Annotated in this window: 26 protein-coding genes; 10 read left to right on the top strand and 16 right to left on the bottom strand. The window is 58.7% G+C overall.

Going from position 1 to position 21,922, the window contains the following annotated elements; translation table 11 throughout:
• Positions 1-32: 32 nt before the first annotated feature.
• Positions 33-746: a YafY family protein gene (locus D1823_RS16640; RefSeq protein WP_117871958.1), complete on the bottom strand. Its 714-nt coding sequence runs from the start codon at positions 744-746 to the stop codon at positions 33-35.
• 86 nt (positions 747-832) lie between these two features.
• Here D1823_RS16640 and D1823_RS16635 point away from each other — a divergent pair, with 86 nt between their 5' ends.
• Positions 833-1,531 carry a glutathione S-transferase family protein gene (locus D1823_RS16635; protein WP_117871955.1) on the top strand — a complete coding sequence of 233 codons (699 nt, stop codon included), beginning with the start codon at positions 833-835 and terminating at the stop codon, positions 1,529-1,531.
• Entirely contained in the window at positions 1,528-1,914 is a 387-nt protein-coding gene (locus tag D1823_RS16630) for a DUF1801 domain-containing protein (protein WP_117871953.1), read from the top strand. Before D1823_RS16635 ends, D1823_RS16630 begins: the two co-directional genes overlap by 4 nt.
• On the opposite strand, the gene rnr is transcribed toward D1823_RS16630, so the two are convergent.
• From rnr to dapE, 3 genes are read right to left on the bottom strand one after another with little or no spacing between them, the layout of a single operon-like run.
• Entirely contained in the window at positions 1,905-4,163 is a 2,259-nt protein-coding gene (rnr, locus tag D1823_RS16625; protein WP_117871951.1) for a ribonuclease R, read from the bottom strand. The two genes, D1823_RS16630 and rnr, sit on opposite strands and share 10 nt — an antisense overlap.
• 47 nt (positions 4,164-4,210) lie before the next feature.
• Positions 4,211-4,786 (bottom strand): TIGR04282 family arsenosugar biosynthesis glycosyltransferase, encoded by a 576-nt coding sequence (locus D1823_RS16620; RefSeq protein ID WP_117871949.1) that lies wholly within the window; start codon positions 4,784-4,786, stop codon positions 4,211-4,213.
• 3 nt (positions 4,787-4,789) lie between these two features.
• Complete coding sequence (gene dapE / locus D1823_RS16615) at positions 4,790-5,929, bottom strand: succinyl-diaminopimelate desuccinylase (RefSeq protein WP_117871947.1); 1,140 nt, start codon at positions 5,927-5,929, stop codon at positions 4,790-4,792.
• Between the two features lie 209 nt (positions 5,930-6,138).
• Here dapE and D1823_RS16610 point away from each other — a divergent pair, with 209 nt between their 5' ends.
• A complete protein-coding gene (locus D1823_RS16610; RefSeq protein WP_117872948.1) occupies positions 6,139-7,197 on the top strand; it encodes a transporter substrate-binding domain-containing protein in 1,059 nt (352 codons plus the stop codon).
• On the opposite strand, the gene D1823_RS16605 is transcribed toward D1823_RS16610, so the two are convergent.
• Positions 7,194-7,538, bottom strand: coding sequence for a hypothetical protein (locus D1823_RS16605; RefSeq protein ID WP_117871945.1), 345 nt, complete (start codon positions 7,536-7,538; stop codon positions 7,194-7,196). The two genes, D1823_RS16610 and D1823_RS16605, sit on opposite strands and share 4 nt — an antisense overlap.
• A 338-nt stretch (positions 7,539-7,876) precedes the next feature.
• Here D1823_RS16605 and D1823_RS16600 point away from each other — a divergent pair, with 338 nt between their 5' ends.
• Positions 7,877-8,374, top strand: a complete 498-nt coding sequence (locus D1823_RS16600; RefSeq protein WP_162896867.1) for a hypothetical protein — start codon at positions 7,877-7,879, stop codon at positions 8,372-8,374.
• A 142-nt stretch (positions 8,375-8,516) separates the two neighbouring features.
• On the opposite strand, the gene dapD is transcribed toward D1823_RS16600, so the two are convergent.
• From dapD to D1823_RS16585, 3 genes are all read right to left on the bottom strand, one after another.
• Positions 8,517-9,344, bottom strand: a complete 828-nt coding sequence (dapD, locus tag D1823_RS16595; protein WP_117871941.1) for a 2,3,4,5-tetrahydropyridine-2,6-dicarboxylate N-succinyltransferase — start codon at positions 9,342-9,344, stop codon at positions 8,517-8,519.
• A 108-nt stretch (positions 9,345-9,452) separates the two neighbouring features.
• On the bottom strand, positions 9,453-10,052 hold the full coding sequence (locus D1823_RS16590; protein ID WP_117871939.1) for a GntR family transcriptional regulator: 600 nt from the start codon (positions 10,050-10,052) through the stop codon (positions 9,453-9,455).
• 44 nt (positions 10,053-10,096) lie between these two features.
• Positions 10,097-11,008 carry a threonine/serine dehydratase gene (locus D1823_RS16585; RefSeq protein ID WP_117871937.1) on the bottom strand — a complete coding sequence of 304 codons (912 nt, stop codon included), beginning with the start codon at positions 11,006-11,008 and terminating at the stop codon, positions 10,097-10,099.
• A 79-nt stretch (positions 11,009-11,087) separates the two neighbouring features.
• On the opposite strand from D1823_RS16585, the gene D1823_RS16580 reads away from it, so the two are divergent.
• Together D1823_RS16580 and D1823_RS16575 are read left to right on the top strand one after the other, a co-directional pair.
• Complete coding sequence (locus tag D1823_RS16580; RefSeq protein ID WP_117871935.1) at positions 11,088-11,930, top strand: LOG family protein; 843 nt, start codon at positions 11,088-11,090, stop codon at positions 11,928-11,930.
• Positions 11,931-11,933: 3 nt separating this feature from the next.
• Complete coding sequence (locus tag D1823_RS16575) at positions 11,934-13,031, top strand: cystathionine gamma-lyase (protein WP_117871933.1); 1,098 nt, start codon at positions 11,934-11,936, stop codon at positions 13,029-13,031.
• Here the strand turns inward: D1823_RS16575 and D1823_RS16570 are convergent, their stop codons facing one another.
• A complete protein-coding gene (locus tag D1823_RS16570; protein ID WP_117871931.1) occupies positions 13,032-13,415 on the bottom strand; it encodes a hypothetical protein in 384 nt (127 codons plus the stop codon).
• Between the two features lie 160 nt (positions 13,416-13,575).
• Here D1823_RS16570 and D1823_RS16565 point away from each other — a divergent pair, with 160 nt between their 5' ends.
• The 3 genes from D1823_RS16565 to D1823_RS16555 all read left to right on the top strand — a co-directional run bounded on the left by D1823_RS16565 (position 13,576) and on the right by D1823_RS16555 (position 16,553).
• On the top strand, positions 13,576-14,496 hold the full coding sequence (locus tag D1823_RS16565) for a DnaJ C-terminal domain-containing protein (RefSeq protein WP_117871924.1): 921 nt from the start codon (positions 13,576-13,578) through the stop codon (positions 14,494-14,496).
• On the top strand, positions 14,493-14,831 hold the full coding sequence (locus D1823_RS16560) for a hypothetical protein (protein ID WP_117871922.1): 339 nt from the start codon (positions 14,493-14,495) through the stop codon (positions 14,829-14,831). The genes D1823_RS16565 and D1823_RS16560 overlap by 4 nt, the downstream gene beginning before the upstream one ends.
• Positions 14,832-14,894: 63 nt before the next feature.
• Positions 14,895-16,553 carry a U32 family peptidase gene (locus D1823_RS16555; RefSeq protein WP_117871920.1) on the top strand — a complete coding sequence of 553 codons (1,659 nt, stop codon included), beginning with the start codon at positions 14,895-14,897 and terminating at the stop codon, positions 16,551-16,553.
• A 6-nt stretch (positions 16,554-16,559) separates the two neighbouring features.
• On the opposite strand, the gene D1823_RS16550 is transcribed toward D1823_RS16555, so the two are convergent.
• From D1823_RS16550 to D1823_RS16540, 4 genes are all read right to left on the bottom strand, one after another.
• Positions 16,560-17,177: a cytochrome P460 family protein gene (locus tag D1823_RS16550; protein WP_117871918.1), complete on the bottom strand. Its 618-nt coding sequence runs from the start codon at positions 17,175-17,177 to the stop codon at positions 16,560-16,562.
• A 286-nt stretch (positions 17,178-17,463) separates the two neighbouring features.
• Entirely contained in the window at positions 17,464-18,651 is a 1,188-nt protein-coding gene (gene rlmN, locus D1823_RS16545; RefSeq protein WP_117871916.1) for a 23S rRNA (adenine(2503)-C(2))-methyltransferase RlmN, read from the bottom strand.
• Positions 18,652-18,768: 117 nt separating this feature from the next.
• Entirely contained in the window at positions 18,769-18,939 is a 171-nt protein-coding gene (locus tag D1823_RS21970) for a hypothetical protein (RefSeq protein ID WP_162896866.1), read from the bottom strand.
• 142 nt (positions 18,940-19,081) lie between these two features.
• Positions 19,082-19,618, bottom strand: coding sequence for an invasion associated locus B family protein (locus tag D1823_RS16540; protein WP_117871914.1), 537 nt, complete (start codon positions 19,616-19,618; stop codon positions 19,082-19,084).
• Positions 19,619-19,797: 179 nt separating this feature from the next.
• Between D1823_RS16540 and D1823_RS16535 the strand changes: the two genes are divergently transcribed.
• A complete protein-coding gene (locus D1823_RS16535; RefSeq protein ID WP_117871912.1) occupies positions 19,798-20,796 on the top strand; it encodes an asparaginase in 999 nt (332 codons plus the stop codon).
• Positions 20,797-20,801: 5 nt separating this feature from the next.
• Here D1823_RS16535 and D1823_RS16530 read toward each other — a convergent pair whose 3' ends face one another.
• The 3 genes from D1823_RS16530 to D1823_RS16520 are packed head-to-tail and all read right to left on the bottom strand — an operon-like array spanning position 20,802 to position 21,890.
• Positions 20,802-21,122, bottom strand: coding sequence for a YciI family protein (locus D1823_RS16530; RefSeq protein ID WP_117871910.1), 321 nt, complete (start codon positions 21,120-21,122; stop codon positions 20,802-20,804).
• A gap of 22 nt (positions 21,123-21,144) precedes the next feature.
• Positions 21,145-21,573 (bottom strand): SRPBCC domain-containing protein, encoded by a 429-nt coding sequence (locus D1823_RS16525; RefSeq protein ID WP_117871908.1) that lies wholly within the window; start codon positions 21,571-21,573, stop codon positions 21,145-21,147.
• Positions 21,561-21,890, bottom strand: a complete 330-nt coding sequence (locus D1823_RS16520) for a helix-turn-helix transcriptional regulator (protein ID WP_117872947.1) — start codon at positions 21,888-21,890, stop codon at positions 21,561-21,563. The genes D1823_RS16525 and D1823_RS16520 overlap by 13 nt, the downstream gene beginning before the upstream one ends.
• Positions 21,891-21,922: the final 32 nt, after the last annotated feature.

The raw sequence follows: 21,922 nt of genomic DNA, 5'->3' as shown, positions 1-21,922 counted from the left end.
AGGGTAGCGCAAAATCGGTGAATCACAAAGTCTCAGACGTCCACTTCGCGCTCCTGTGCGTCGCGCTCTGCGCGGATTTGCGCCAAAACCTCACGCAGCATGGGCACGCGGTTCGGTCTAAAGCTTTGATCTGTCACAGACATGTCCTGCATGCGATCCAACCGGAAGACGCGAAAATCCTGTCTTAGGTGGCACCAGCCGAGCAAAACATTTGATCGATCCATGTAGACGATGCTCAGCGGGTTGATCCGTCTTTGTGTGGCATCGCCTTTTGCGTCCGTGTACGAGAACTCGACCGCGCGTTCGTCCCACGTCGCCTGCCGCAAAACGGCCACGTCGATTGTCGGCGCGGGCGGGCGATTGAAGCGCGTTGCCGCCAGAACCGCGTGGCTCAGACGATGGGACTGACGCTGTGGCAATCGCCCCTGCAATTTCCGTAGGGCGGCGCTGGCTGCATCTGACAAGGCAGGATCACCAATCACCTGTACTTCGCGAAGGCCGAGAACAAGGGCCTCAAGCTCGTCATCAGTGAAACCCAATGGCGGCAATGTGGCATCTTCGATCAGAGTGAACCCAAACCCCGCTTCACCGTCGATAACGGCCCCCAGACCACGCAGCGCGTCAATATCCCTGTGAATTGTTCTGGCAGAAACACCCAGATCCTGTGCCAACTGTTCAGACGTTCTGGGAGATGGGCCAGAACGCAGGGCTTGCATCAGTTGGAACAATCGGGCGGTGCGGGACATGATGAACCCTAGCCTACCCCTAGTGACAGAAACTGTCATTAGGTCGGTTTATTCATCTGGCACGTCGAAAAATACGGAGCCATGCGATGCTGACCCTTCTCACCTATCCTTCTGCCTTCGGGCTGTTCAGCGCCAGCCCGTTCTGCGTCAAGACAGCCTTGATGCTTCAACACTCCGGTCAGGTCTGGCAGCGTTCGGACATGCTTGACCCGCGCAAGATGCCGCATCAAAAACTACCAGTGCTGCGAACGCCAGAGCGGTTGATACCGGACAGCGATCTGATCCGCCATTGGCTGGAACAGAAGGGGGCGGAGTTCGATCAGGGGCTTTCGGATGTGGAAAAAGCACAATCCCGCGCGCTGGTGCGCATGGCCGAAGAGCATTTGTATTTCCACATCGTTCTGGACCGCTGGGGCAATGATGAGGTCTGGCCAATCCTTCGCGAAACCTTTTTCACTGGAATTCCAGCCATGATCCGAAAGCCGGCGTCCAATGCGATCCGAAAATCCGTTCTGAAAGGGATCTCGTCACAAGGGATCGGACGGTTCTCGTTGTCCGAGCGCATGGACCGGGTCGAACGCGATCTCGAGTCGATCTCGACCTATCTGTGGCAATCCCGCTTCCTGCTGGCGGATCAACCGACATCAGCAGACATGAGCGTCGGCCCGATGCTCGCCGCTATGCGTGCAACGCCTGCAGATACCCCACTGACCCGCAGGATCAAACAGGATAACCTGTTGAACAGTTACGTGGACCGGATGGAACAGGCGATACCGATTGCATGAAACCGTTTGATGACCCCTCAGTCGCCTCGGCCTTTGAAGCCCTGCCCCCGCAAGCACGCGTCGGGGCTCTGGCGCTTCGCGATCTGATCTTTGAAACGGCAAACTCTCTGCCCGCTGCCAATCCATTGCGTGAGGAGTTGCGCTGGGGCCAGCCCGCCTACCTTGCCCCCAAAGGATCAACGATCCGGCTGGGGGCTCACAAATCTGCAGGTTTCGCGCTGTTCGTACACTGCCAAAGCCGATTGATCGGTGATTTCACCTCAGCTTTCCCGGGAGAGGACCGGATCGACGGGAACCGGGCCATTCTGTTCGATGGCCCAGGCCAGATCGATAAAACCCGCCATGGCTGGCTGATTGCCCGGGCGCTGACCTATCATCTTTGACGGCGCTTGCGTTCTACCTTGCGCTTGATCTTGTCCTTCTTGCGCTTGGTGCTGGCTGCCTTGCGTCGCGTCGACCGCTTGGCAGGCCCGCGCCCGCGCGGCAGGGCCTGATCGTCGATGGACAGCAGTTCCAGTTCCAACCCGCCGGTCACAGGCGTCGCCTCGGTCAGCCGCACCGTGACCCGCTGGCCGATGGCGATGATCAGTCCAGTGTCCGAACCCATCAGCGTTCCGGCCTCCCGATCAAAATGGAAGAATTCACGCCCCAAAGACCGCACGGGCACCAAACCATCCGCGCCCGTTTCGTCCATTTTCACAAAGGCCCCGAACCGGGCAATACCACTGATCCGCCCGGTGAACTCGTTGCCCACACGCTCGCTGAGATACGCGGCCAGATAGCGGTCGGTCGTGTCGCGTTCAGCCATCATCGAGCGGCGTTCGGTATCCGAGATGTGCGCGGCCGTCTCTTCGAGCCGGGCAATTTCGTCCTCGGTCAGCCCGTCCTTGCCCCAGCCATGAGCCGAGATCAGCGAGCGATGCACGATCAGATCGGCATAGCGCCGGATGGGCGAGGTGAAATGCGCGTAATTGCGCAGCGCCAACCCGAAATGACCGAAGTTTTCCGGGCTGTAATAGGCCTGCGCCATCGACCGCAAGGTGCTGAGGTTGATCAGCTCGGCATCCTCGGTCCCGGCGGCGGCATTCAGCAGCGCGTTCAGGTGACGGGTCTGGAGCACCTGCCCCTTGGCCAGATTCAGCCCAGCGGCCTGTGCCGTTTCACGCAGACTTTCCAGTTTTTCGGGCGCGGGTTCCTCGTGCACCCGGAACAAAAGCGGGCTGCGCTTGGCGATCAGGGTTTCCGCGGCGGCCACGTTGGCCAGGATCATAAACTCTTCGATCAGCCGGTGCGCATCAAGCCGGTCACGGAAAGCCACGCTTTCGACCTCGCCCTTGTCGTTCAGAACGATCTTGCGTTCCGGCAGGTCCAACTCCAGCGGCTGCCGAACAGCACGGGCTTTTTTCAACGCGGCATACGCAGCGTATAGCGGGTTCAGAACCGTCTCGAGCAACGGCCCTGTGCGGTCGTTCGGATTACCGTCAAAGGCCTCCTGCACTTCTGTATAGTTCAACGAGGCGGCCGAGCGCATCAGACCGCGCACAAACCGGTGACTGATCTTGTTGCCATCGGCGTCGATCTGCATCCGCACCGCGATGCAGGCGCGCGGCACGCCTTCGTGCAGCGAACACAGATCACCCGACAGGCGGTCCGGCAGCATCGGCACCACACGGTCGGGGAAATAGCTGGAATTGCCGCGCTTGCGCGCCTCGCGGTCCAGCGCGCTGCCCGGGCGCACATAGGCGGCGACATCGGCAATCGCGACCCAGATCACATGGCCGCCCGGGTTTTTCGGGTCGTCATCAGCATGGGCATAGCAGGCGTCGTCATGATCGCGCGCGTCCGATGGATCGATGGTCAGCAACGGCATATCCCGCAGATCCTCGCGCCCTTTCAGGCCGACGGGTTTGGCCTGATCGGCCTCTGCAATCACCTTGTCGGGAAATTCATCCGGGATAGCATGCTGATGGATCGCGATCAACGAAACGGCCTTGGGCGCAGTCGGATCACCCAACCGTTCAATGATGCGCGCGCGTGGCAGCCCCATGCGGTTCTTCGGTCCGGCTTGTTCGGCCTCGACCAGTTCTCCGTCCCTGGCCCCAAGAACGGCTCCGTCCGCGACCAGCCATTCGGTTTGGCCCGCCTTGTCGATCGGAACAATCCGCCCGCCTTCAGCTCCTTTCCGGAAGATACCCACAATTTTACGAGGGTTCGTCCCGATACGACGGATCAGGCGTGCTTCGTAATTGTGGTCTTCCTCATGCACGGCCGTTAGACGGGCCAGAATGCGGTCACCCTCGCCCAGCGCCGGGTCACTGGCGCGGGCAATGATCAAAACGACGGGCTCGACCCCCTCGCCATGCCATTCCAGCGGCCGCGCAAACAGGTCTCCATCCTTATTCGGAGCTTTTACCTGCAACACACTGACCGGCGGCAGACGATCCGGGTCGCGATAGCTGCGCTTGCGTTTTTCAAGATGCCCTTCGGCCTCAAGCTCCTTGAGGATGCGTTTAAGATCAATCCGATCCGCGCCCTTGATGCCAAAAGCCTTGGCGATATCGCGTTTCGAGGTCAGGGTGGGGTTCGCCGAGATCCAGTCAAGGACCTCTTGCTTGGTAGGAATTCGAGTCATACGTCCGGCCTAGCATGCGTTTGCGACCACGTCATGACCAAAAAACCTTAGGGCTTAAGATCGGCAACCGTATCGACATCGCACAACTGATCAAGCAAAGACACACGGCAGTCTGGGATCGAAGCAAGCGTGTCAGCCAATGCGTGTTCCGACGACCAGCGTACATTGCGAAACAGACCCGCTGGCAAGCCTGTATACCGTTGCGCTCCGACCAGCCAATAGCCACCATCTGGGGCTGGCCCAAACACCATTTGAGAATGCCCCAATGCATCGAAAGCACGGGCAATATGGGGGCGCGAAATCCCTGGTATATCCGCGCCGATCAGGCAAACCGGACCTTTGGGCATCCCGCGCAGCATCCGCGCCATACGATCCCCCAGATCCCCACGCCCCTGCGCCGCGCGCGGCAGGTCAGCTGGCCAGACGCGACTTTTCAGACCTTCCTGATCGGGCGAGACGGCCAGCACGATGTGCCAGCTGGGATCGCGCAGCCGCCGGATCAAGGACCGGGTCTGGTGCCGAAACCACCACGCGGCTGCGACCATGCCAATTTCTCGTCCAAGCCGCGTTTTGACGCGGCCCGGACGAGGTTCCTTTACCATGATCACCAATGTGCGCTGCATGGGTCAGGCGAAATAGTCGGTCAGGATACGGGTATAAATCGACTTGAGCTGTTCGATCTGGGCCACCTCGACACACTCGTCGACCTGATGCATCGTACGCCCGACCAGACCGAACTCAACAACCGGGCAGTGGTTCTTGATGAAACGCGCATCCGACGTACCACCGGTCGTCGAAAGCTCGGGCGTTGCGCCTGTTTCTGCCTTCACCGCCTTGGCCACCAGATCCGACAATGGCCCCGGCGGGGTCAGAAAGCTCTCGCCTGAAATCTTGATTTTGGCATCTATTTCAACGCCGAACTGAGCGGCCACCTGATCTGCCTCCAGTTTCAGCCAATCACTCAGGCTGGCCCCGGAATGCAGATCATTGAATCGAATATTCACTGTTCCCTTGCACTGCGCCGGGATTACGTTGGTTGCCGCATTCCCGGTGTCGATTGTCACCACTGCCAATGTCGAAGCATCGAAGTGATCCGTGCCCTGATCCAGTTCGTGACCCGCCAACCGATCCATCAGCCGTGCCATGGCTGGCAAAGGATTTTTGGCACGATGTGGATAAGCCGAATGGCCCTGAACACCTGTGATCGTAAACCACGCAGTCATCGATCCGCGACGGCCGATCTTCATCATTTCACCCATCTTGTTCGGGCAGGTGGGCTCGCCCACCAGGCAGACTGACATACGTTCATCCGCGCCGTTCATGTAATCGAGCAAGGCGGACGTGCCATCCAGCGCATCGCCTTCCTCGTCGCCGGTTATGGTCAGGATAATGGCGCCGTCCGGCGGTGTGTCACGTACGAAATCGATTGCCGCAGCGGCAAAAGCCGCAACACCGGATTTCATATCCGTTGCGCCGCGCCCATACATCACACCATCCCGCATTTCGGCCCCAAAAGGCGGCATCGTCCAAGCGGCCTCATCGCCGACCGGAACAACATCCGTGTGACCGTTGAACCCGAAGCTGCGAGCATGGCCTTTCCGGCCCCACCGGGCGAACAGGTTGCTGACGCCACCGCGGTCGACACGCGTGCATTCAAACCCGGCATCCGCCAGCACCGCCTCGAGCAACAGCAGCGCGCCACCTTCAGCAGGTGTGACCGATGGGCAACGGATCAGATCGGCAGTCAATTGAACGGGATCGGTCATGCAATGGCCTCTGGAACAGTGTCTTTCGCGGGTTCACGCACAGATTCAACGAATTGGCCGGTTTTCCAACCCCAATCCACAAAAAAACCTTTCAACCAACTGAGAAGATATCAAAGCGACACCCTAATAATTCATAGCGATTTACCCCATGACCATCTTGCGGCCCACTGTACAATCGCGTTACTGGGCCGCGAAACAGGTGAATGAATATGAAGCGCGCATTCTTCGCACTGATCTGCCTGACTTTCGCCGTCCTAGCACAGCAGAGCATGGCACAATCCCTCACGGTCACAACGGTGACCCGCCCCCCGTTTTCCTATGTCGAAAACGGTGCGGAAACCGGCTTTTCGATGGATCTGCTTGCTGCGTTGGCCGAGTCGCTGAACTGGGATTACACTGTCAATCGGGTCGATTCATTCTCGGAAATGCTGGACGCGGTGCGGGATGGATCTGCGGATCTTGCAGTTGCCAATATCTCGATCACTGCTCTGCGGGAAACGCAAATGGACTTCACCCAACCGATCTTTGAGGCGGGTCTGCAGATCATGGTGCCATCGGAAGCCAAGCGGCAGCCGTCGCTTCTGCATGCGCTTTTCTCCACAGAGCTGTTCATCGCTATTGGCCTGGCATTCGCCATCCTGCTGGGCGGTGGCATGCTGATGTGGAGCTTTGAGCGCCGCGCCCAACCCTATTTCGACCGCAAGCTGAACGAAGCCTGGTTTCCGTCGTTCTGGTGGGCGCTGAACCTTGTCGTGAATGGCGGTTTCGAAGAGAGGATGCCGCGCACGCCCTTCGGCCGTCTTCTGGGTGTCGTTCTGGTTGTTTCGTCACTGTTCATTGTGTCAGTTTTCACGGCCCGCATCACGTCGGTCATGACCGTAGAAGCGATCACCGGCAGCGTGAATTCCGTGAACGACCTGTATGGCAAGAGTGTCGGGACAATCTCAAACTCAACTGCAGCAAACTTTCTGAACCGACGTGAGATCGAATTCACCGGCTATCCCGGGTTGGAACAGATGCTGGACGCGTTCGAGGCCAAGCAACTTGACGCTGTGGTATTCGATGCACCGATCCTGTCCTACTATGCGGCCCATGAAGGCCGGCGGATTGCATCGATGACAGGAGGCGTCTTCCTGCGCGAGAACTACGGTATCGCTTTCCCGACCGGGTCGCCTCTGGTCGAAGATGTCAACCAGGCCCTGCTTTCGTTGCGTGAAGACAGAACTTATGACGAAATCTATCGCAAGTGGTTCGGCATGCGGAACTAGGCCTGCGCCTCGTCTCCAAAAAACGGTGTCATCTGCGCGACGATCACGGCGTTTTCATCCAGCGCGCGCTGCATCAGGGCACGTTCGTCCGGTTCTATGTCATGCCCCTGCGCCTCACGTTCGGCCAGGGTCCCATAGCCAGTGACATCCAAAGGTGCGGTGTCGGCCTGTTTTAGAATAGCCACTGTCTCGCGCACAGCCTCGGCTTCATCCACGCCACTGGCGTAGCAGATCAGTGCCGCCCCGGTCGCACCGTCCGGCAGCCCGTCGCCATCCTTGCGGCCGATCTGGACCAGAAGGGTATAGACTTGCTGACGCGAGGGCTTCTTTTGCTTTTCCATGGGCCATGCATTACGCGCGGTGTTTTGAAGGGTCAACTGCTTCCATTGATCCCGGCAATGAGTTTGGGGTCTTCAGCGAACCACGACCCTGCCGCAAAGCACAGAGCGCTTGCAAAAAAGCGACTCAGTGAACTCCATTCCCCGATTTCGCTCAATAATTGAGCAGCGTTTCAGTTCAATTCCCAGAGTTGAATCGGGCACATTTTCGCCGCAGTTTGGCCTTATTTTTGGCCATTTCCTGCTGGGTTCGACGCGTTTCTGGCCTTTCATAACAGTGGGGGGAAGCCATCTCTACGCTGGTGCCACTGCGTAAGTCATTTTGAAACAGGAGAATTAGAATGAGTGTTCTGTCCAGATTAATGATGACAACTGCAAGTGTGATTGCGCTTTCCGGAGTACCTGCTGTCGCTGTGCTGTCTTTTGTGACGGCAGGTGCGGTTTACGCCCAAGACGGCGGTGGTGATAACGAAAGTGGTGGTGATAACGAAAGCGGCGGCGACAACGAAGGCGGCGGCGACAGCGAAAGCGGCGGCGACAGCGAAGGCGGCGGCGACAGCGAAAGCGGCGGCGACAGCGAAGGCGGCGGCGACAGCGAAGGCGGCGGCGACAGCGAAGGCGGCGGCGACAGCGAAGGCGGCGGCGACAGCGAAAGCGGCGGCGACAGCGAAGGCGGCGGCGACAGCGAAAGCGGCGGCGACAGCGAAGGCGGCGGCGACAGCGAAGGCGGCGGCGACAGCGAAAGCGGCGGCGACAGCGAAGGCGGCGGCGACAGCGAAGGCGCGGAAACGAATGCAGAAAACTCAGAAGTTGACGCTATGCAGGGTGAAAACCGCTGACCCCCCAAAGGGTGATCCTCTGAGCTGAACATCATGCTCAGGACAGGTTGGGGGCAGGGTTTGGCCTCACCTTGAACGACACCCCAAGAAAATCGAAAGGCCGGAGCGGGTTTGCTCCTGCCTTTCTGTACAACCGGAAAGATCAGTCCCGCAGCAATTCGTTGATGCCGGTTTTCGACCGGGTCTTTTCATCCACCCGCTTCACGATCACGGCGCAATACAGGCTGATGTTGTTCTTTGATGGCATCGAGCCCGCGACAACCACAGAATAGGGCGGGACTTCGCCATATGTCACTTCGCCGGTTTCCCGATCCACGATTTTGGTGGATTTACCTATGAACACGCCCATCCCCAGAACCGAGCCTTCGCGGACGATGCAGCCCTCGACCACCTCGGAGCGCGCGCCAATAAAGCAGTTGTCCTCGATGATGGTCGGGCCGGCCTGCATCGGCTCCAGCACGCCGCCGATGCCTACACCGCCCGACAGGTGGACGTTTTTGCCGATCTGAGCGCATGAGCCGACGGTCGCCCAGGTATCGACCATGGTGCCTTCATCCACATAGGCGCCAAGGTTGACGAAGGACGGCATCAGCACCACGCCCGGCGCGATATACGCCGACTTGCGGACAACGCAGTTGGGAACCGCGCGGAACCCGGCCGAGCGCCATTGGTTTTCACCCCAACCGGCGAACTTGCTGTCCACCTTGTCCCACCAGCCGCCATTCTGCGGACCACCAGTCTGGATTTCCATGTCCTTGATACGAAAGCCCAGCAGAACCGCTTTCTTCGCCCACTGGTTCACGTGCCAGTCACCGTTTTCCTGCTTTTCAGCAACACGCAGCGACCCGCTATCCAGCGCGTTCAGCGTATCTTCGATCGCTTCGCGTTGTTCACCTGCAGTGGCGGGTGAGATCGTGTCGCGCGCCTCCCAGGCGGCTTCGATGGCGGCTTCCAGTTGCGCGTTGGACATGGGGCGTCTCCCTACAGAATCTGTTCATGTTGGTTTGGCCTATACGCAAGCCGGGCCCATGGCGCAATGCGACGAACACGGGCCGTTTTGCGTCTGAAAGGCCCGCAATCAGCTGGCGCGGCGTATATGTCGGGTCAGAATGCCTTTTGCCGTACCCAGGTCCTTCCTCTTGAGTGCCTGAACAAGTGCCGCGTGATCCTTGTCTGTCTGCTGCGCCCATTTCGACCGCCAGTGCGCAAACAAATGGCGTGCGCTTGCGATATGCAGGTCGTCAATTGCATGCAAAAGCCGGGGCAACCCGCAAGGTGTCAGAATGGAGCGATGGAACGCTCTGTTCAAAGCCTCCCATTGGGGCATCGTCTGCGCTTCATCACAGGCGGCGCGCGCTTGGTCGATCTTTTCCAACGCTACAGGAGACATGTTTTGCACCGATTGCTGCAACGCCAGTGTTTCCAACGCCACGCGCATTTCGATGACCTCGCGGACCTCTGCCGGGTCCAGCGCTGTGACCCGCATCCCCCGGCGCGGCTCATGCCGGGCCAATCCATGCGCCTCAAGCCGCAACAAGGCTTCACGCACCGGAACATGGCTGGTGTCGAAGGCGCGGGCAATATGATCCTGCCGCAGCTTTTCCCCGGCGCTCAGCTCTCCGGTGATGATCTGCTGGCTGAGGTTTTGGTAAATCGTGTCCGAAATCGTGGCCGTCATGAATTATAGATAAAATCCACAACGCCCATCCACAACCCGGTAATTCACCCTGCAAGCGGGTCTGGCGCAATATTCGCGCCGCACACCAGAACGGCCACGCGTTCGCCCGGTTCAGGTCGGTACACGCCCGAGGTCAAGGCTGCCAACGCCGTGGCGCCCGCCGGTTCCACCAGAATGCGATGCGTCTGCCACAACATCTTCTGAGCTGCCGCGATGGCATCATCCGACACCAGGACCGATGTCATCCCCTGCGCCAGGTCAAAACAGATCTGCCCGATCCGGCGCGCGCCCAGGGCGTTGGCCGCGATGCCGGATACCGAGACATCTACCGGTTCACCGGCCTGCAACGCCGCATTCAATGCGCAAGAGGTCTCGGGTTCGACCGCCACGACCTTGCGCGCACCGTCGAACCACGCCAATGCCCCGGCGATCAGTCCGCCGCCGCCCACGGCGACCAGAACCGTGTCTGCCTGCAGGCCCTGCGCATCCCATTCCGCAAAGCAGGTCCCCTGCCCCGCCACAGTAGCCGGCGCATCATAGGCGTGTATCTGCATCGCTCCGGTTTCAGCTTCATGCGCTTGGGCCTGTGTCAGCGCATTGGCGTATTCGCCGGACACAACGCTCAGATCCGCGCCGGTTTGACGGATCAATGCAATCTTGGAGGGGCCGGCCAGTTCGGGCACGAAAATCTTGGCCGGATAACCAAGCGCCTGCGCCGCAAAGGCCGCCGCTGCACCATGATTGCCGCCGGATGCAGCCACGACACCTGCATCGGGTACTTCGAGGCTCAGCAACGTATTGAACGCACCTCTCGCCTTGAAACTGCCCGTGTGCTGCATGTTCTCCAGCTTCAGTTCAATGGGATAGCCCGGAACTCGGCTCTCGATCACCGGCGTCACTTGCGTATGTCCGTCGATACGATCCTGCGCCGCTGATATTTCGTTCTTCCAATTCATTCTTGTCTTTCCGTGACTGGCACTCTGCCCGCGAACCCTATAGCTGTTTGGAAAACACGCAAGCAGGGATCGATCACCCATGAGAGAAGACCGCCACAATCCGTTTCGCGATGCGCAGACAGATCGCTCGACAGCGAGCGAAGTGCCGGACACGCCGCAAACGCGATCGTCTGCCTATCGCCTTGCCTTTGCCGATGACGAATTCCTGTGCCGGGACGAACTGCGCCCGGTGCGTCTGCAACTGGAATTGCTGAAACCCGAGATGATCATGAGCGAACGCGAGATCACCTCGACCATCGTGATGTTCGGCGGCGCGCGCATCCCTGAGCCATCGCAGAAACACACCGCACGAACGGAAACGCTGGCTGGTCTTTCGACCTATTATGATGAGGCGCGCGAGTTCGCGCGGCTGATGACCGTGAAATCGAACGATACCGGCTGCCGCGAAAACGTGATCGTCACGGGCGGCGGTCCCGGTGTGATGGAGGCCGGCAACCGAGGCGCACAGGAAGCGGGCGGCTGCTCCATCGGTTTGAATATCGTTCTGCCGCACGAGCAGGCCCCGAACCTCTATGTGACGCCAGATCTCAGTTTCAACTTTCACTATTTCGCCATCCGCAAGATGCATTTCCTGATGCGGGCCCGTGCGATCACAATCTTCCCCGGCGGCTTCGGGACAATGGATGAGTTGTTCGAATCTCTCACTCTAATTCAGACCGGCCGGATGGAGCGCGTGCCTTTCCTGCTGTTCGGACGTGATTTCTGGGAGAGGGTAATAAACTGGGAAGCACTGGCCGATGCCGGCACCATCTCGGACGAGGATCTTGACCTGTTCCGCTTTGTGGACACGGCGCAGGAAGCGGTCGAGATCATCGAAAACTGGGAACCCGCCCCGCCCCGCGACGAAATTCCGGGGCGCTGAACCATGGCCCCCAAGACCGGAGAGATGCTGCATCTGCGCGGAAATGCTCTGAGCAAGGGCGAACCTGTGGCGCTGCCGCTGATACAAAGCAGCATGTACCACCTGCCGGGTGCCCCGGATGGACAGGTAAGTTACGGCCGCGTCGACAACCCGACCTGGGTGCATCTGGAACATGTTCTGTCGCATTTGGAAGACGCACCGTGCCTCAGCTTTCCATCAGGCATGGCAGCGATTTCTGCGGCGTTGTTCGCCACGGTGCAAGCCGGGTCACGCCTGCTGATCCCCTCCGATGGCTATTACGTGACGCGCCTTTTGGCCGATCGTTTCCTGTCGCGACTGGGTGTGATCGTTGAGGAACGCCCCACCACCGCTTTTACCGACGGCGGTTTTGACCGGTTCGATGTGGTCTTTGTAGAAAGCCCCTCGAATCCGGGGCTGGACATGATCGATCTGACAGCGGTCGCCGATCAGGTACGTGCTGCCGGGGGCGTAACCATTGCCGACAACACGACGATGACGCCGCTTGGTCAGCGCCCTCTGGATCTGGGCATCGATGTGGTTGTCTCGTCCGATACCAAGGCAATGGGCGGGCATTCCGACATGCTGATGGGCCATGTGGCCGGCCGCAACAGAGACATCATGGAGAGGGTCGAGGAATGGCGAAAAGTGTCCGGCTCGATCCCCGGACCACATGAGGCATGGCTGCTGCATCGCGGGCTCGAAACACTGGACGTTCGGTTTGACCGGATGTGCAACTCCGCACAGAAACTGGCCGAACGATTGGCGGAACATCCCGCAGTGAAACAGGTTCGCTATCCCGGGCTGGCCGGTGACCCATCGCACAAACTGGCGCAAGAGCAGGCCACGCGGTTCGGATTTCTGTTATCCCTGACGCTGGACAGCGAAGACAAAGCCGAAGCCTTCATCAACAGCTGCCCGCTTCTGCGCCCGGCTACGTCATTCGGAGGCGTCCACAGCTCGGCCGAGCGTCGCGCGCGCTGGGGCGACGACGTTGATCCGGCCTTCATCCGCCTGTCCGTCGGATGCGAACCAGTCGACGAACTATGGCACGCTATCGAAACCAGCCTGAACGCTGTATGATTACTTTTTGGGTTCACGCAGCTCTTTGAATACGTAGATCGGCAACACCACGCTGGCGATCAACGCCCCCAACCAGACCAGCAGCGTCGCAGCCAGCAGGTTCGAAACCCCACCCACGGTCAGCCCGGCGGCGACCAGGTCGGTCACGAAAAGACCCACGAAGGTCACGATCAAGGCGATCCCGCCCTTCAGGGCAGGTGCTTTCTTTTCGCCCAGTTTCAGGATCAGGGGTTCGGCCACAACCTGCACAACGGTGAAGACAATCACCACTACGATGAACGAGATCGGCTTGATCGCAAATCCAGACAATATCAGAGAGGCAAGCAACAACCCAATGGCATTTCCGGCCAGCAGAGCCAGGGCGGATTTTATTCTGCGCGTCATGCGGCGATCTCCGTCAATCAATAAGTATAAACATGCAGATATTATCAAGTCTGCGGGATTTTACGAAACAATTCAATCGCCTCTTTCGTTTTACCCGTTGAAATCGCATGGTAGAACACCTTCATCCTGATCAAACCTGTCCCTGATCTGAGAGAGTGATATGAGCGACGACCCCTACACCGTTCTTGGTGTCTCGAAGGACGCCAGCGCAGCCGAGATCAAAAAAGCCTACCGGCGCATCGCCAAGGATTGCCATCCGGATCTGAAACCGGGCGATGACGCGGCTGAGGCCAAGTTCAAGGCCGCTGCCGCAGCCTATGATCTATTGAAAGACCCTGAAACACGTGCGCGTTTTGACAACGGAGAAATTGACGCTTCGGGTCAGGAGCGCCCGCAACAGCAATATTACCGAGAGTATGCCGAGGCCGCTGGAAACCCCTATCGGGGGCGTCAGGCGGATCCCGACGACATGTCAGATATCTTCGCGGAGTTCATGCGCGGTCGCGGCGGTTTTGGCGGTCAGCGCAGCCACGAGTTTCACGCTCCGGGTCACAATCTGAACTACACCCTGCAAATCAGCTTTCTGGACTCCGTTTTCGGCGCCAGTCAGAAATTGACTTTGCCGGATGGAGATCGGATCGAGGTCAAAATCCCCGCTGGTATCACCGACGGGCAGACCATCCGGCTGCGTGGCAAAGGGGCCCCGGGATACGGCGAAGGTCCTCCAGGTGACGCTCTGGTGACTGTTTCGGTCGCCAAGCACCCGGTTTTTGAACGTCAGGGCGACGACATCCATATCACGCTGCCCATCACAATCGACGAGGCCATTCTGGGCGGAAAAGTCCCGGCCCCCACGATAGACGGCGGTGTGAATGTCAACGTCCCAGCGGGCACCAGCAGCGGCAAAACGCTCCGGTTGCGCGGTAAGGGAGTAAAGAAGCGCGGCTCGTCCGGCCGTGGGGACCAGTTGATTGAGCTGACTATAACGACACCGGACAAGATTGATGACGAACTGAAGCAGCTCATGGAAACCTGGCGTGAAAAGCATCGCTATGATCCGCGGAAAGGAATGCAGTCATGACCCTGACCGAAAAGGAACTGATCGAAACGGTTTCCCGCCTGACCTCGGACCGCCTGACCGAATACCTGGCGGCGGAAATCGTCATTCCGGAACAATCGGATCAAGGGCTGGTTTATCACAATATCGACGTTGCCCGTCTGGAACTGGCCTGTGAGTTGCACGAACAGTACGACATGGAGACCGATGCACTGTCGATGATGATCTCTCTGATCGACCAGTTGCATGGGCTGCGGGCTGAACTGCGCGAGGCTCTGAACGCAATCGAGGCGCAACCCGAACCTGTGCGGCAGCAACTGGTCAAGGTCATCGGTACAGCGCGATTCCGTCGCAGATAACGGGGTTTTGGGCGCGAATTATTTGGCGTAGAAGGCCGCCTTGATCCTTTGACAGGTAGCGCCATGACTCAGTCCAGATCTGAATTGCTGATGCCTGCGGGCAATCTGCGCAAGCTTAAACTCGCTGTCCTTTACGGGGCGGATGCGGTGTATCTGGGCACGCCCGATATGTCGCTGCGCACGAAATCCGAGCTCTCGCTGGAAGAGGTGATCGAAGGGGTCGAGTTCTGCCACAGCCATGGCCGGCGCGCCTATCTGACGCTGAACCTGTTTTCGCACAACAAGGACATCCCGAAGCTGGACGAATACATTGACACGGTCCGCAAGGTGCAGCCGGACGGGTTGATCATCGCCGACCCCGGCGTGTTCCAGTACGTCCGCGACCGCGCACCGGAACTGCCACTGCATATCTCGACCCAGGCCAATATCTGTTCGTGGCTGTCGGTAAAGTTCTGGCAGGATCAGGGCGCGGAGCTGGTGGTTCTGGCGCGAGAGGTTTCCTACCCCGAGCTGGTCGAGATTCGCGAAAAATGCCCCGACATCAAGCTCGAGGCCTTCGTCCACGGCGCCATGTGCATGACCTATTCGGGCCGCTGCCTGCTGTCGAACTTCATGGCCGAGCGCGGCGCCAATCAGGGCAATTGTGCCAATTCCTGCCGCTGGAACTATGGGCTGAAACTGCGCCTCAAGGACGGCACCCATCAGGAACTGCGGATCACCGAGGAAAACGCCGACCTGTTCGAATTCCTGCTGGAAGAAGGCTGCCGCCCCGGTGATCTGATGCCCATCGAAGAGGACGATCGTGGTTCGTACATCCTAAATTCGCGTGATCTGTGCATCATGCCCAAGCTGGACGAATACCTGAAGATCGGTGTTGACAGCCTCAAGGTCGAGGGGCGCGGTAAATCGGAATATTACGCCGCCATCGTCGCGCGGGCTTATCGCATGGCCATCGATGACTATTTCGCAGACCCCGAAAACTGGGACCCCAAGCCTTACATGCGTGAACTCGAAACCGTCGGAAATCGCGGCTACACGCTGGCCTTCCACGAAGGCCGGCTGACCAATTATGCGCATGATTACGAACACACCGCGTCGATCACACAGTGGGAATATGCCGGGATTGTCACCGACGTGACCGAGGATGCGTTTCTGGTCGAGGTGAAAAACAAGCTTGAACCGGGTGATGTGCTGGATTTCGTCTCACCCATCTCGCGCGAGACGGTTCTGCTGCGGGTTTACGACTTTGAACGCGCATCGGACAACGCGCGCGTGGACGCAGTTCACGGCAGCACGAAAACTGTTATCCGCCTGCCTTTCACCCTGTTCGACCACGAGGATACCGACGATCTGCGCACCCGTTTTCCGATCTATTCAGTGCTGCGCAAAGAACGCGCCCTGACCGACGAACACTGGAGCCGCATTCGGTTCGACAAGCAGGTGCAGGGATTGGAAACCTCGGGCCGCGACAATCCCGCGGCCTATGCGCGCCGCCGCGACGAACTGGTCGAGAAGATCGGCGAAGACGGCAACGAACGCCGGTTCAAGACCAACCGCATCGGCACAGAAGGCTGCTGCGGTAAGGGCTGCAACGGTTGCCTGATCTTCTGGCAGGACGACAAATACGCGTTGGCCCGTGAGGTGCTGTCCAAGCGAAAACAAGGGGAACAACTCAGCCGCCGCGAGGCGACGGAATTGAAGCTACCGGGCGAAAACGCCTGAGCCGGTTCAGTTGCGCGTTCGAGAGTCTTCCGGCACGTAAAACGTATAGTCCCGATCTGCCACCTGTTCGTGACAGACATGGCAATACGCCACGGCGCCAGCGCGGTCGCCCATAGTGTCCCCAAACACCGAACCGTCCGGCAGGACCATGAGGTAACGCCAGTCCGCCGTGTCCGGGCTGGCACCTTCCTTCAGCTTCTCCATTATGAACATGGCCCCGGGATGTACGTGACCTTCATCCGTCACGGTCATGCTGTCCTTGGCAAGAACCGACCCCATGGGAAGTTCTTCACCTTCCTGCAACGTCCCGTAGTTATGCGCCATGCGATTGGCATAGCTGTTCACATACCGCTGCCCGTGCGTTGCCGAGATATAGGGCGCATCGTTGAAAAGCGGCCAGCTTTGGTAGTTTAGGATCAGGTCCAGTTGTGCCACGGCGTACCCACGCGCCATGCGGCGATTGAGCGATCGGTAGTGTTCCAGAGCCTCTTCCTTGCTCAGCTCGGCAGGGTTTTCGATTGCGATATGAGCGTCCTGACCTTCAGCAAAGGCCAAGCCTGAACCTGAGACAACAGCAAGCGCAGCGGCTCCGTAACGGATGATCGTAAAAAAACTTTTATTCATAATCGTGGCCCACCTGAAATTCAGTTCGCCTGAGCGCCTTCTGACACCACTTGGAACAGTCTAGCGGTATCGCAAAAACTTGCCAGCTCTGACCCGGACAGTTCACCGGCTTGTGCATCAATTTGAGGAAGCAGAGCCCGGCGACGGGCACTGGAAATATAGCAAATTTTGCATGTGGTTTCAGCATCTGAAACATTAAGTTTACAGAAACACTTATGACGTGCAGGCGGATCTGGAAAACACTTAAAGCGCGATCCGGCCAAGCAAGGCCGAGATCGGCCGAACTCTACTGGCTTAGGCCCGTTTCGGCCTCGATTTGTTTGCGCGATTTGCGCGCCCTCTCGGTCGCCGACTTCAACTGACCACAGGCTGCCATGATATCCTCACCGCGCGTCTTGCGGATGGGTGAGGCATAACCTGCCTGGTAGATGATGTTGGCAAAGGCGCGGATACGGTTGTTCGAACTGCGCTTGTACGGCGCCCCGGGCCATTCGTTGAACGGGATCAGATTGATCTTGGCCGGAATGTTGTGGCGCTTGATGTGGGCGATCAGACGATGCGCATCTTCGTCGCTGTCATTCACACCATCCAGCATCACATATTCAAAAGTGATCCGTTCAGAGTTCGACACGTTGGGGTAGCTGGCCAGTGCTTTCAGCAGTTCCTCGATGTTCCAACGCTTGTTGATCGGCACCAGAACGTCGCGCACCTCGTCGGTGGTGGCGTGGAAAGAGATCGCCAGCAAGCAGCCGATCTCTTCTGCCGTGCGGGCAATTTCGGGCACAACGCCCGAGGTCGAGAGTGTGATACGACGACGCGACAGGGAAATCCCCTCGGGGTCCATGGCGATCTTCATCGCGTCGCGGACGTTTTCGAAATTGTATAGTGGCTCACCCATGCCCATCAGAACGATGTTTGACAGCAGGCGGGTCTCATCCTTGGGTGCGCCGGGGGTCGGCCATTCCTCAAGATCGTCGCGGGCCATCATGATCTGACCTACGATTTCGGCGGATGTCAGGTTTCGTACAAGCTTCTGAGTTCCGGTATGACAGAATGAACAGGTCAGCGTACAGCCTACCTGAGACGAGATGCACAGGGTTCCGCGATCGTCCTCGGGGATATAGACCACCTCGACCTCATGCCCGCCGGCGATGCGACACAGGTATTTGCGGGTGCCATCCTCGGAAATCTGACGTGTCACCACCTCGGGGATTTCGATCACGAAATGCTCGGCCAGTTGTGCACGATAGGCTTTGGCGAGATTGGTCATCTGGGCAAAGTCGCGCACACCCCATTGATAGATCCATTGCCAGATCTGGCCTGTGCGCATCTTGGCCTGTTTCTCGGGCGTGCCGTGTTCAATCAAGGTCTCGCGCAACCTGTCGCGCGAAAGACCGACAAGGTTCACCTTCCCGTCGGGCAGTTTGCGCGGGATGGTCATGACGTCTTGGGTGATCGGCGCTTTGGGCGACATTGGCGTATCTCAAAGGAATCGGGCTTGGGATGCGCCTCTATATAGGAACCTGCGCAAAGATCAAAAGGTTTCCTAAGCTGAGTGGCCCGGCACGATGTACATGCCGGGCCTTTTTGATCAGTTTACCGGCGGCGGTGTGTAGCAATCATTGGCGTCCAGGGTCTGAACCGGATCTTCCGGGCCACATTGCTCGCCCGATATCGGATAGGAATCCGCGGTCTTCTCGCAAGCGCTCAGTGCTGCGACGGATGCGGCCAGAACCAGAGCGATCCAAGTTTTCTGTTTCATCACGATGTCCTCTCTCAATGGCTGAACCACTTAGTTCACGTTGCCGGATGCGAAACCTTGATACGGATCAAAAATGGCAGATGACCAAACGTCAAAATCCCCGCGACCAAGCGGGGCCATTTGAACAATCGGCACACTGAGATCAGTTGGTGCAGCGCTTCTCAGCGTCTTCTATCGCAGCGGTAAAGCCCAGCAGCGAGAAGGTGTCTTTCGTCTGCGTCCCGCGCTCGGACCGGGCGGTCAGAACAGCCTCGGTTCCGCGTTTCAGGGCGGTGATGATCTTGGCATCATCCGCATCCGATGCGGCCCAGGCCCATTCGCCTTCCGTGAACAGTTCGAACTCGGTGCCGTCGACATTCAGGTTAACCGTCGAACCCGCAGCAAACGGATAGCCGCCAGTAAAGGTCAATTGGCCTTTTACCTCGGCATTCGGACGATAGAACACAAACAGCAGGATATCGCTGCGCCGTACAGAAACCACGCGTCCACCACGGGTGTTCACGGTTTCCTTGGGTGCCGAGACGCTCCAGCATTCGGTGGGATCGTCTTCGACAAAAACGCTCCAATCCGTTTTTGCAGCAACACGGTTTGTGCTTGTCGCCTGTTGGGCGATTGCAGAAGTCGCGGCGATGCCTGCCACACACAGGCCCGCAATCGTACGAACGAGCTTTGATCCCATTTGTCCAGCCTCCTAGCTCGACCCTTACCTCATACCCATCGGACACGTCTGCGAACCCTGCCGGTTCGTCTATTCGTTTGCGTCTTCCGATGATTGCCGACATACACACACTAACGCAGGTTTCGCCACAGGCGAAAGGGCGATTGGCAGAATTTTGCGCATAAATTTCGGAGGTCCAGATGACGCAGCCCATACCCATGACAGAACTCTGGCGCGGCGCGCTGCTGGAAAGTCTTCATCTGGGTCATGCGGTGATTTGCGATGACACGGGTCAGATCGTGCGCAGTTGGGGCGACCCACAATCCATCATATACCCGCGGTCATCCGCCAAGATGATTCAAGCGCTTCCGTTGGTCACATCAGGGGCGGCGGCGAAATACGGGCTGACCAGCGAACACCTGGCGTTGGCCTGCGCCTCGCACAATGGGGCAGCGATCCACACGGGTCGCGTGACGGCGTGGCTGGACCATCTGGGGTTAAACGAGCACGATCTGCGGTGCGGCCCACAAGAGCCCGCTGACACAGCCGCGCGCGACCGGCTGATCCTGGCCGACGATACGCCTTGCCAGATCCACAACAATTGTTCCGGCAAGCATTGCGGCTTTCTGACTCTGGGCCAGCACATGGGCGCAGGGCCGGAGTATCTTGAGATTGATCACCCGGTACAACAGGCTTGTCTGTCTGCCATCGAAGAAACGACGGGCGAGACCAGCCCGGCATACGGCATCGATGGCTGTTCGGCCCCGAATTTCGCCACATCGCTCGTCGGCCTGGCGCGGTCGATGGCATGGTTTGCCAGCGCTTCGGATAGGTCTGATCGCTCCAGCGACGCGGCAGCTCAGCTGGTTGGGGCCATGGTCAAACACCCGGAACTTGTTGCCGGTGAGACCCGGGCCTGCACCGAGCTGATGCGCGCGATGAACGGACGTGTTGCCATCAAGACCGGGGCCGAGGCCGTGTTCGTTGCCATCGTCCCGGAAAAACGCATGGGCGTTGCGCTGAAGATCACCGATGGCACCACCCGCGCCAGTGAATGTGCGATCGCCGCGATACTGGTAAGCCTTGGCGTGCTGGAGGCCGATCACCCGGCCACCCGCAGATTCATGAACGCCACGCAATACAGCCGTCGCGGGCTGGAATGCGGCGTGATCAAACCAGCAACGGGTTTCCCTGACTAAGGCCCTTACATCTCGATTTCGTGGATTTCGGCCACTTCAACCGAGCCTGTCCCGTTGGCGACCATCGGGCAGCCTTTGGCCATCTCGGTCGCAGCGTCGATACTGTCAGCCTTGATCACAGTGAAGCCCGAGGCCGGGTTCGCGCCGCCGTTATCGACCACTCCGTTGCTGCTGACAGTGTGAGACTGCCCAACCGGGTTGCCGGGGATAACGAGGGCTTCGCCCATATTTTGAAACCAAGCCCCCCAAGCGGCCATGGTCGCCTCGATCTCGGCGGGGTCGGTCGGGGTGTGCCCCCCATGATAGACAAACAAAAACTGGGGCATATCGTTCCTCCCTGATGAAATCCTATTTGCAAAGTGCTTCGAGTTTGCGCAGCGAAGACGTCCAACCCTGATTGTGGTTCGCGGCTGCTTCGGCATCGGCCAATTCGCGGTGGTCCAGCACAAGGTGGGCACCGCTTTCGGTCGCAGCAACGGAAAGGGTCACATGGCTTTCGGCACCGCGTTGATCCTGATCGTCATGCCAACCCCATGTAAAACCCACCGACTTCGGCGGGTCGACATGTGTCACGTGGCCCGAGACCTTGTATCGCTGGCCCTCGCCATTCTCCATCACCGAATACCAAGGGCCGGTGCGTGAGAAATCCAGGTTGTGTTCCGGCACGTGCATCCCTTCGGGCCCCCACCATTGCAACAGCTTGGCACCATCGCTGATCCATGCAAACAGTTCTTCGGGACTGACGGGGAATTCCCGCTCCAGTTTCAGGTCGGCCATGAATTCTCCCTTTCGATAATATCACTCAGACGGTCGAGGCTACCTTCCCAGAATTGCCGCTTGGAAATCGTCCAGTCGGCAATCGCCCGCAATCCTTCGGATCGGATGGAATACATGCGTTGTGTGCCTTGCACACGCTGCTGCACCAACCCGGCTTCGCGCAGCACCTTGAGGTGGCGTGAAATCGCGGCGCCGGACATGCCGCGCCCTTCGATCAGATCACCGGCAGGCAGCTCGCCCTGCTCCATCAATTGCTCGACAATCGAGAATCGGGTGGCATCGGACAAAGCGGAAAACGTGGTCAGAAGTGTGCTCATATCCATTATTTAACACACATGTTAAATAAAAG

Source organism: Ruegeria sp. AD91A, assembly GCF_003443535.1.
Taxonomy (GTDB): domain Bacteria; phylum Pseudomonadota; class Alphaproteobacteria; order Rhodobacterales; family Rhodobacteraceae; genus Ruegeria.
Note: the sequence above shows the minus strand (reverse complement) of the source record. Positions and strands in the feature narration are given on the sequence as shown.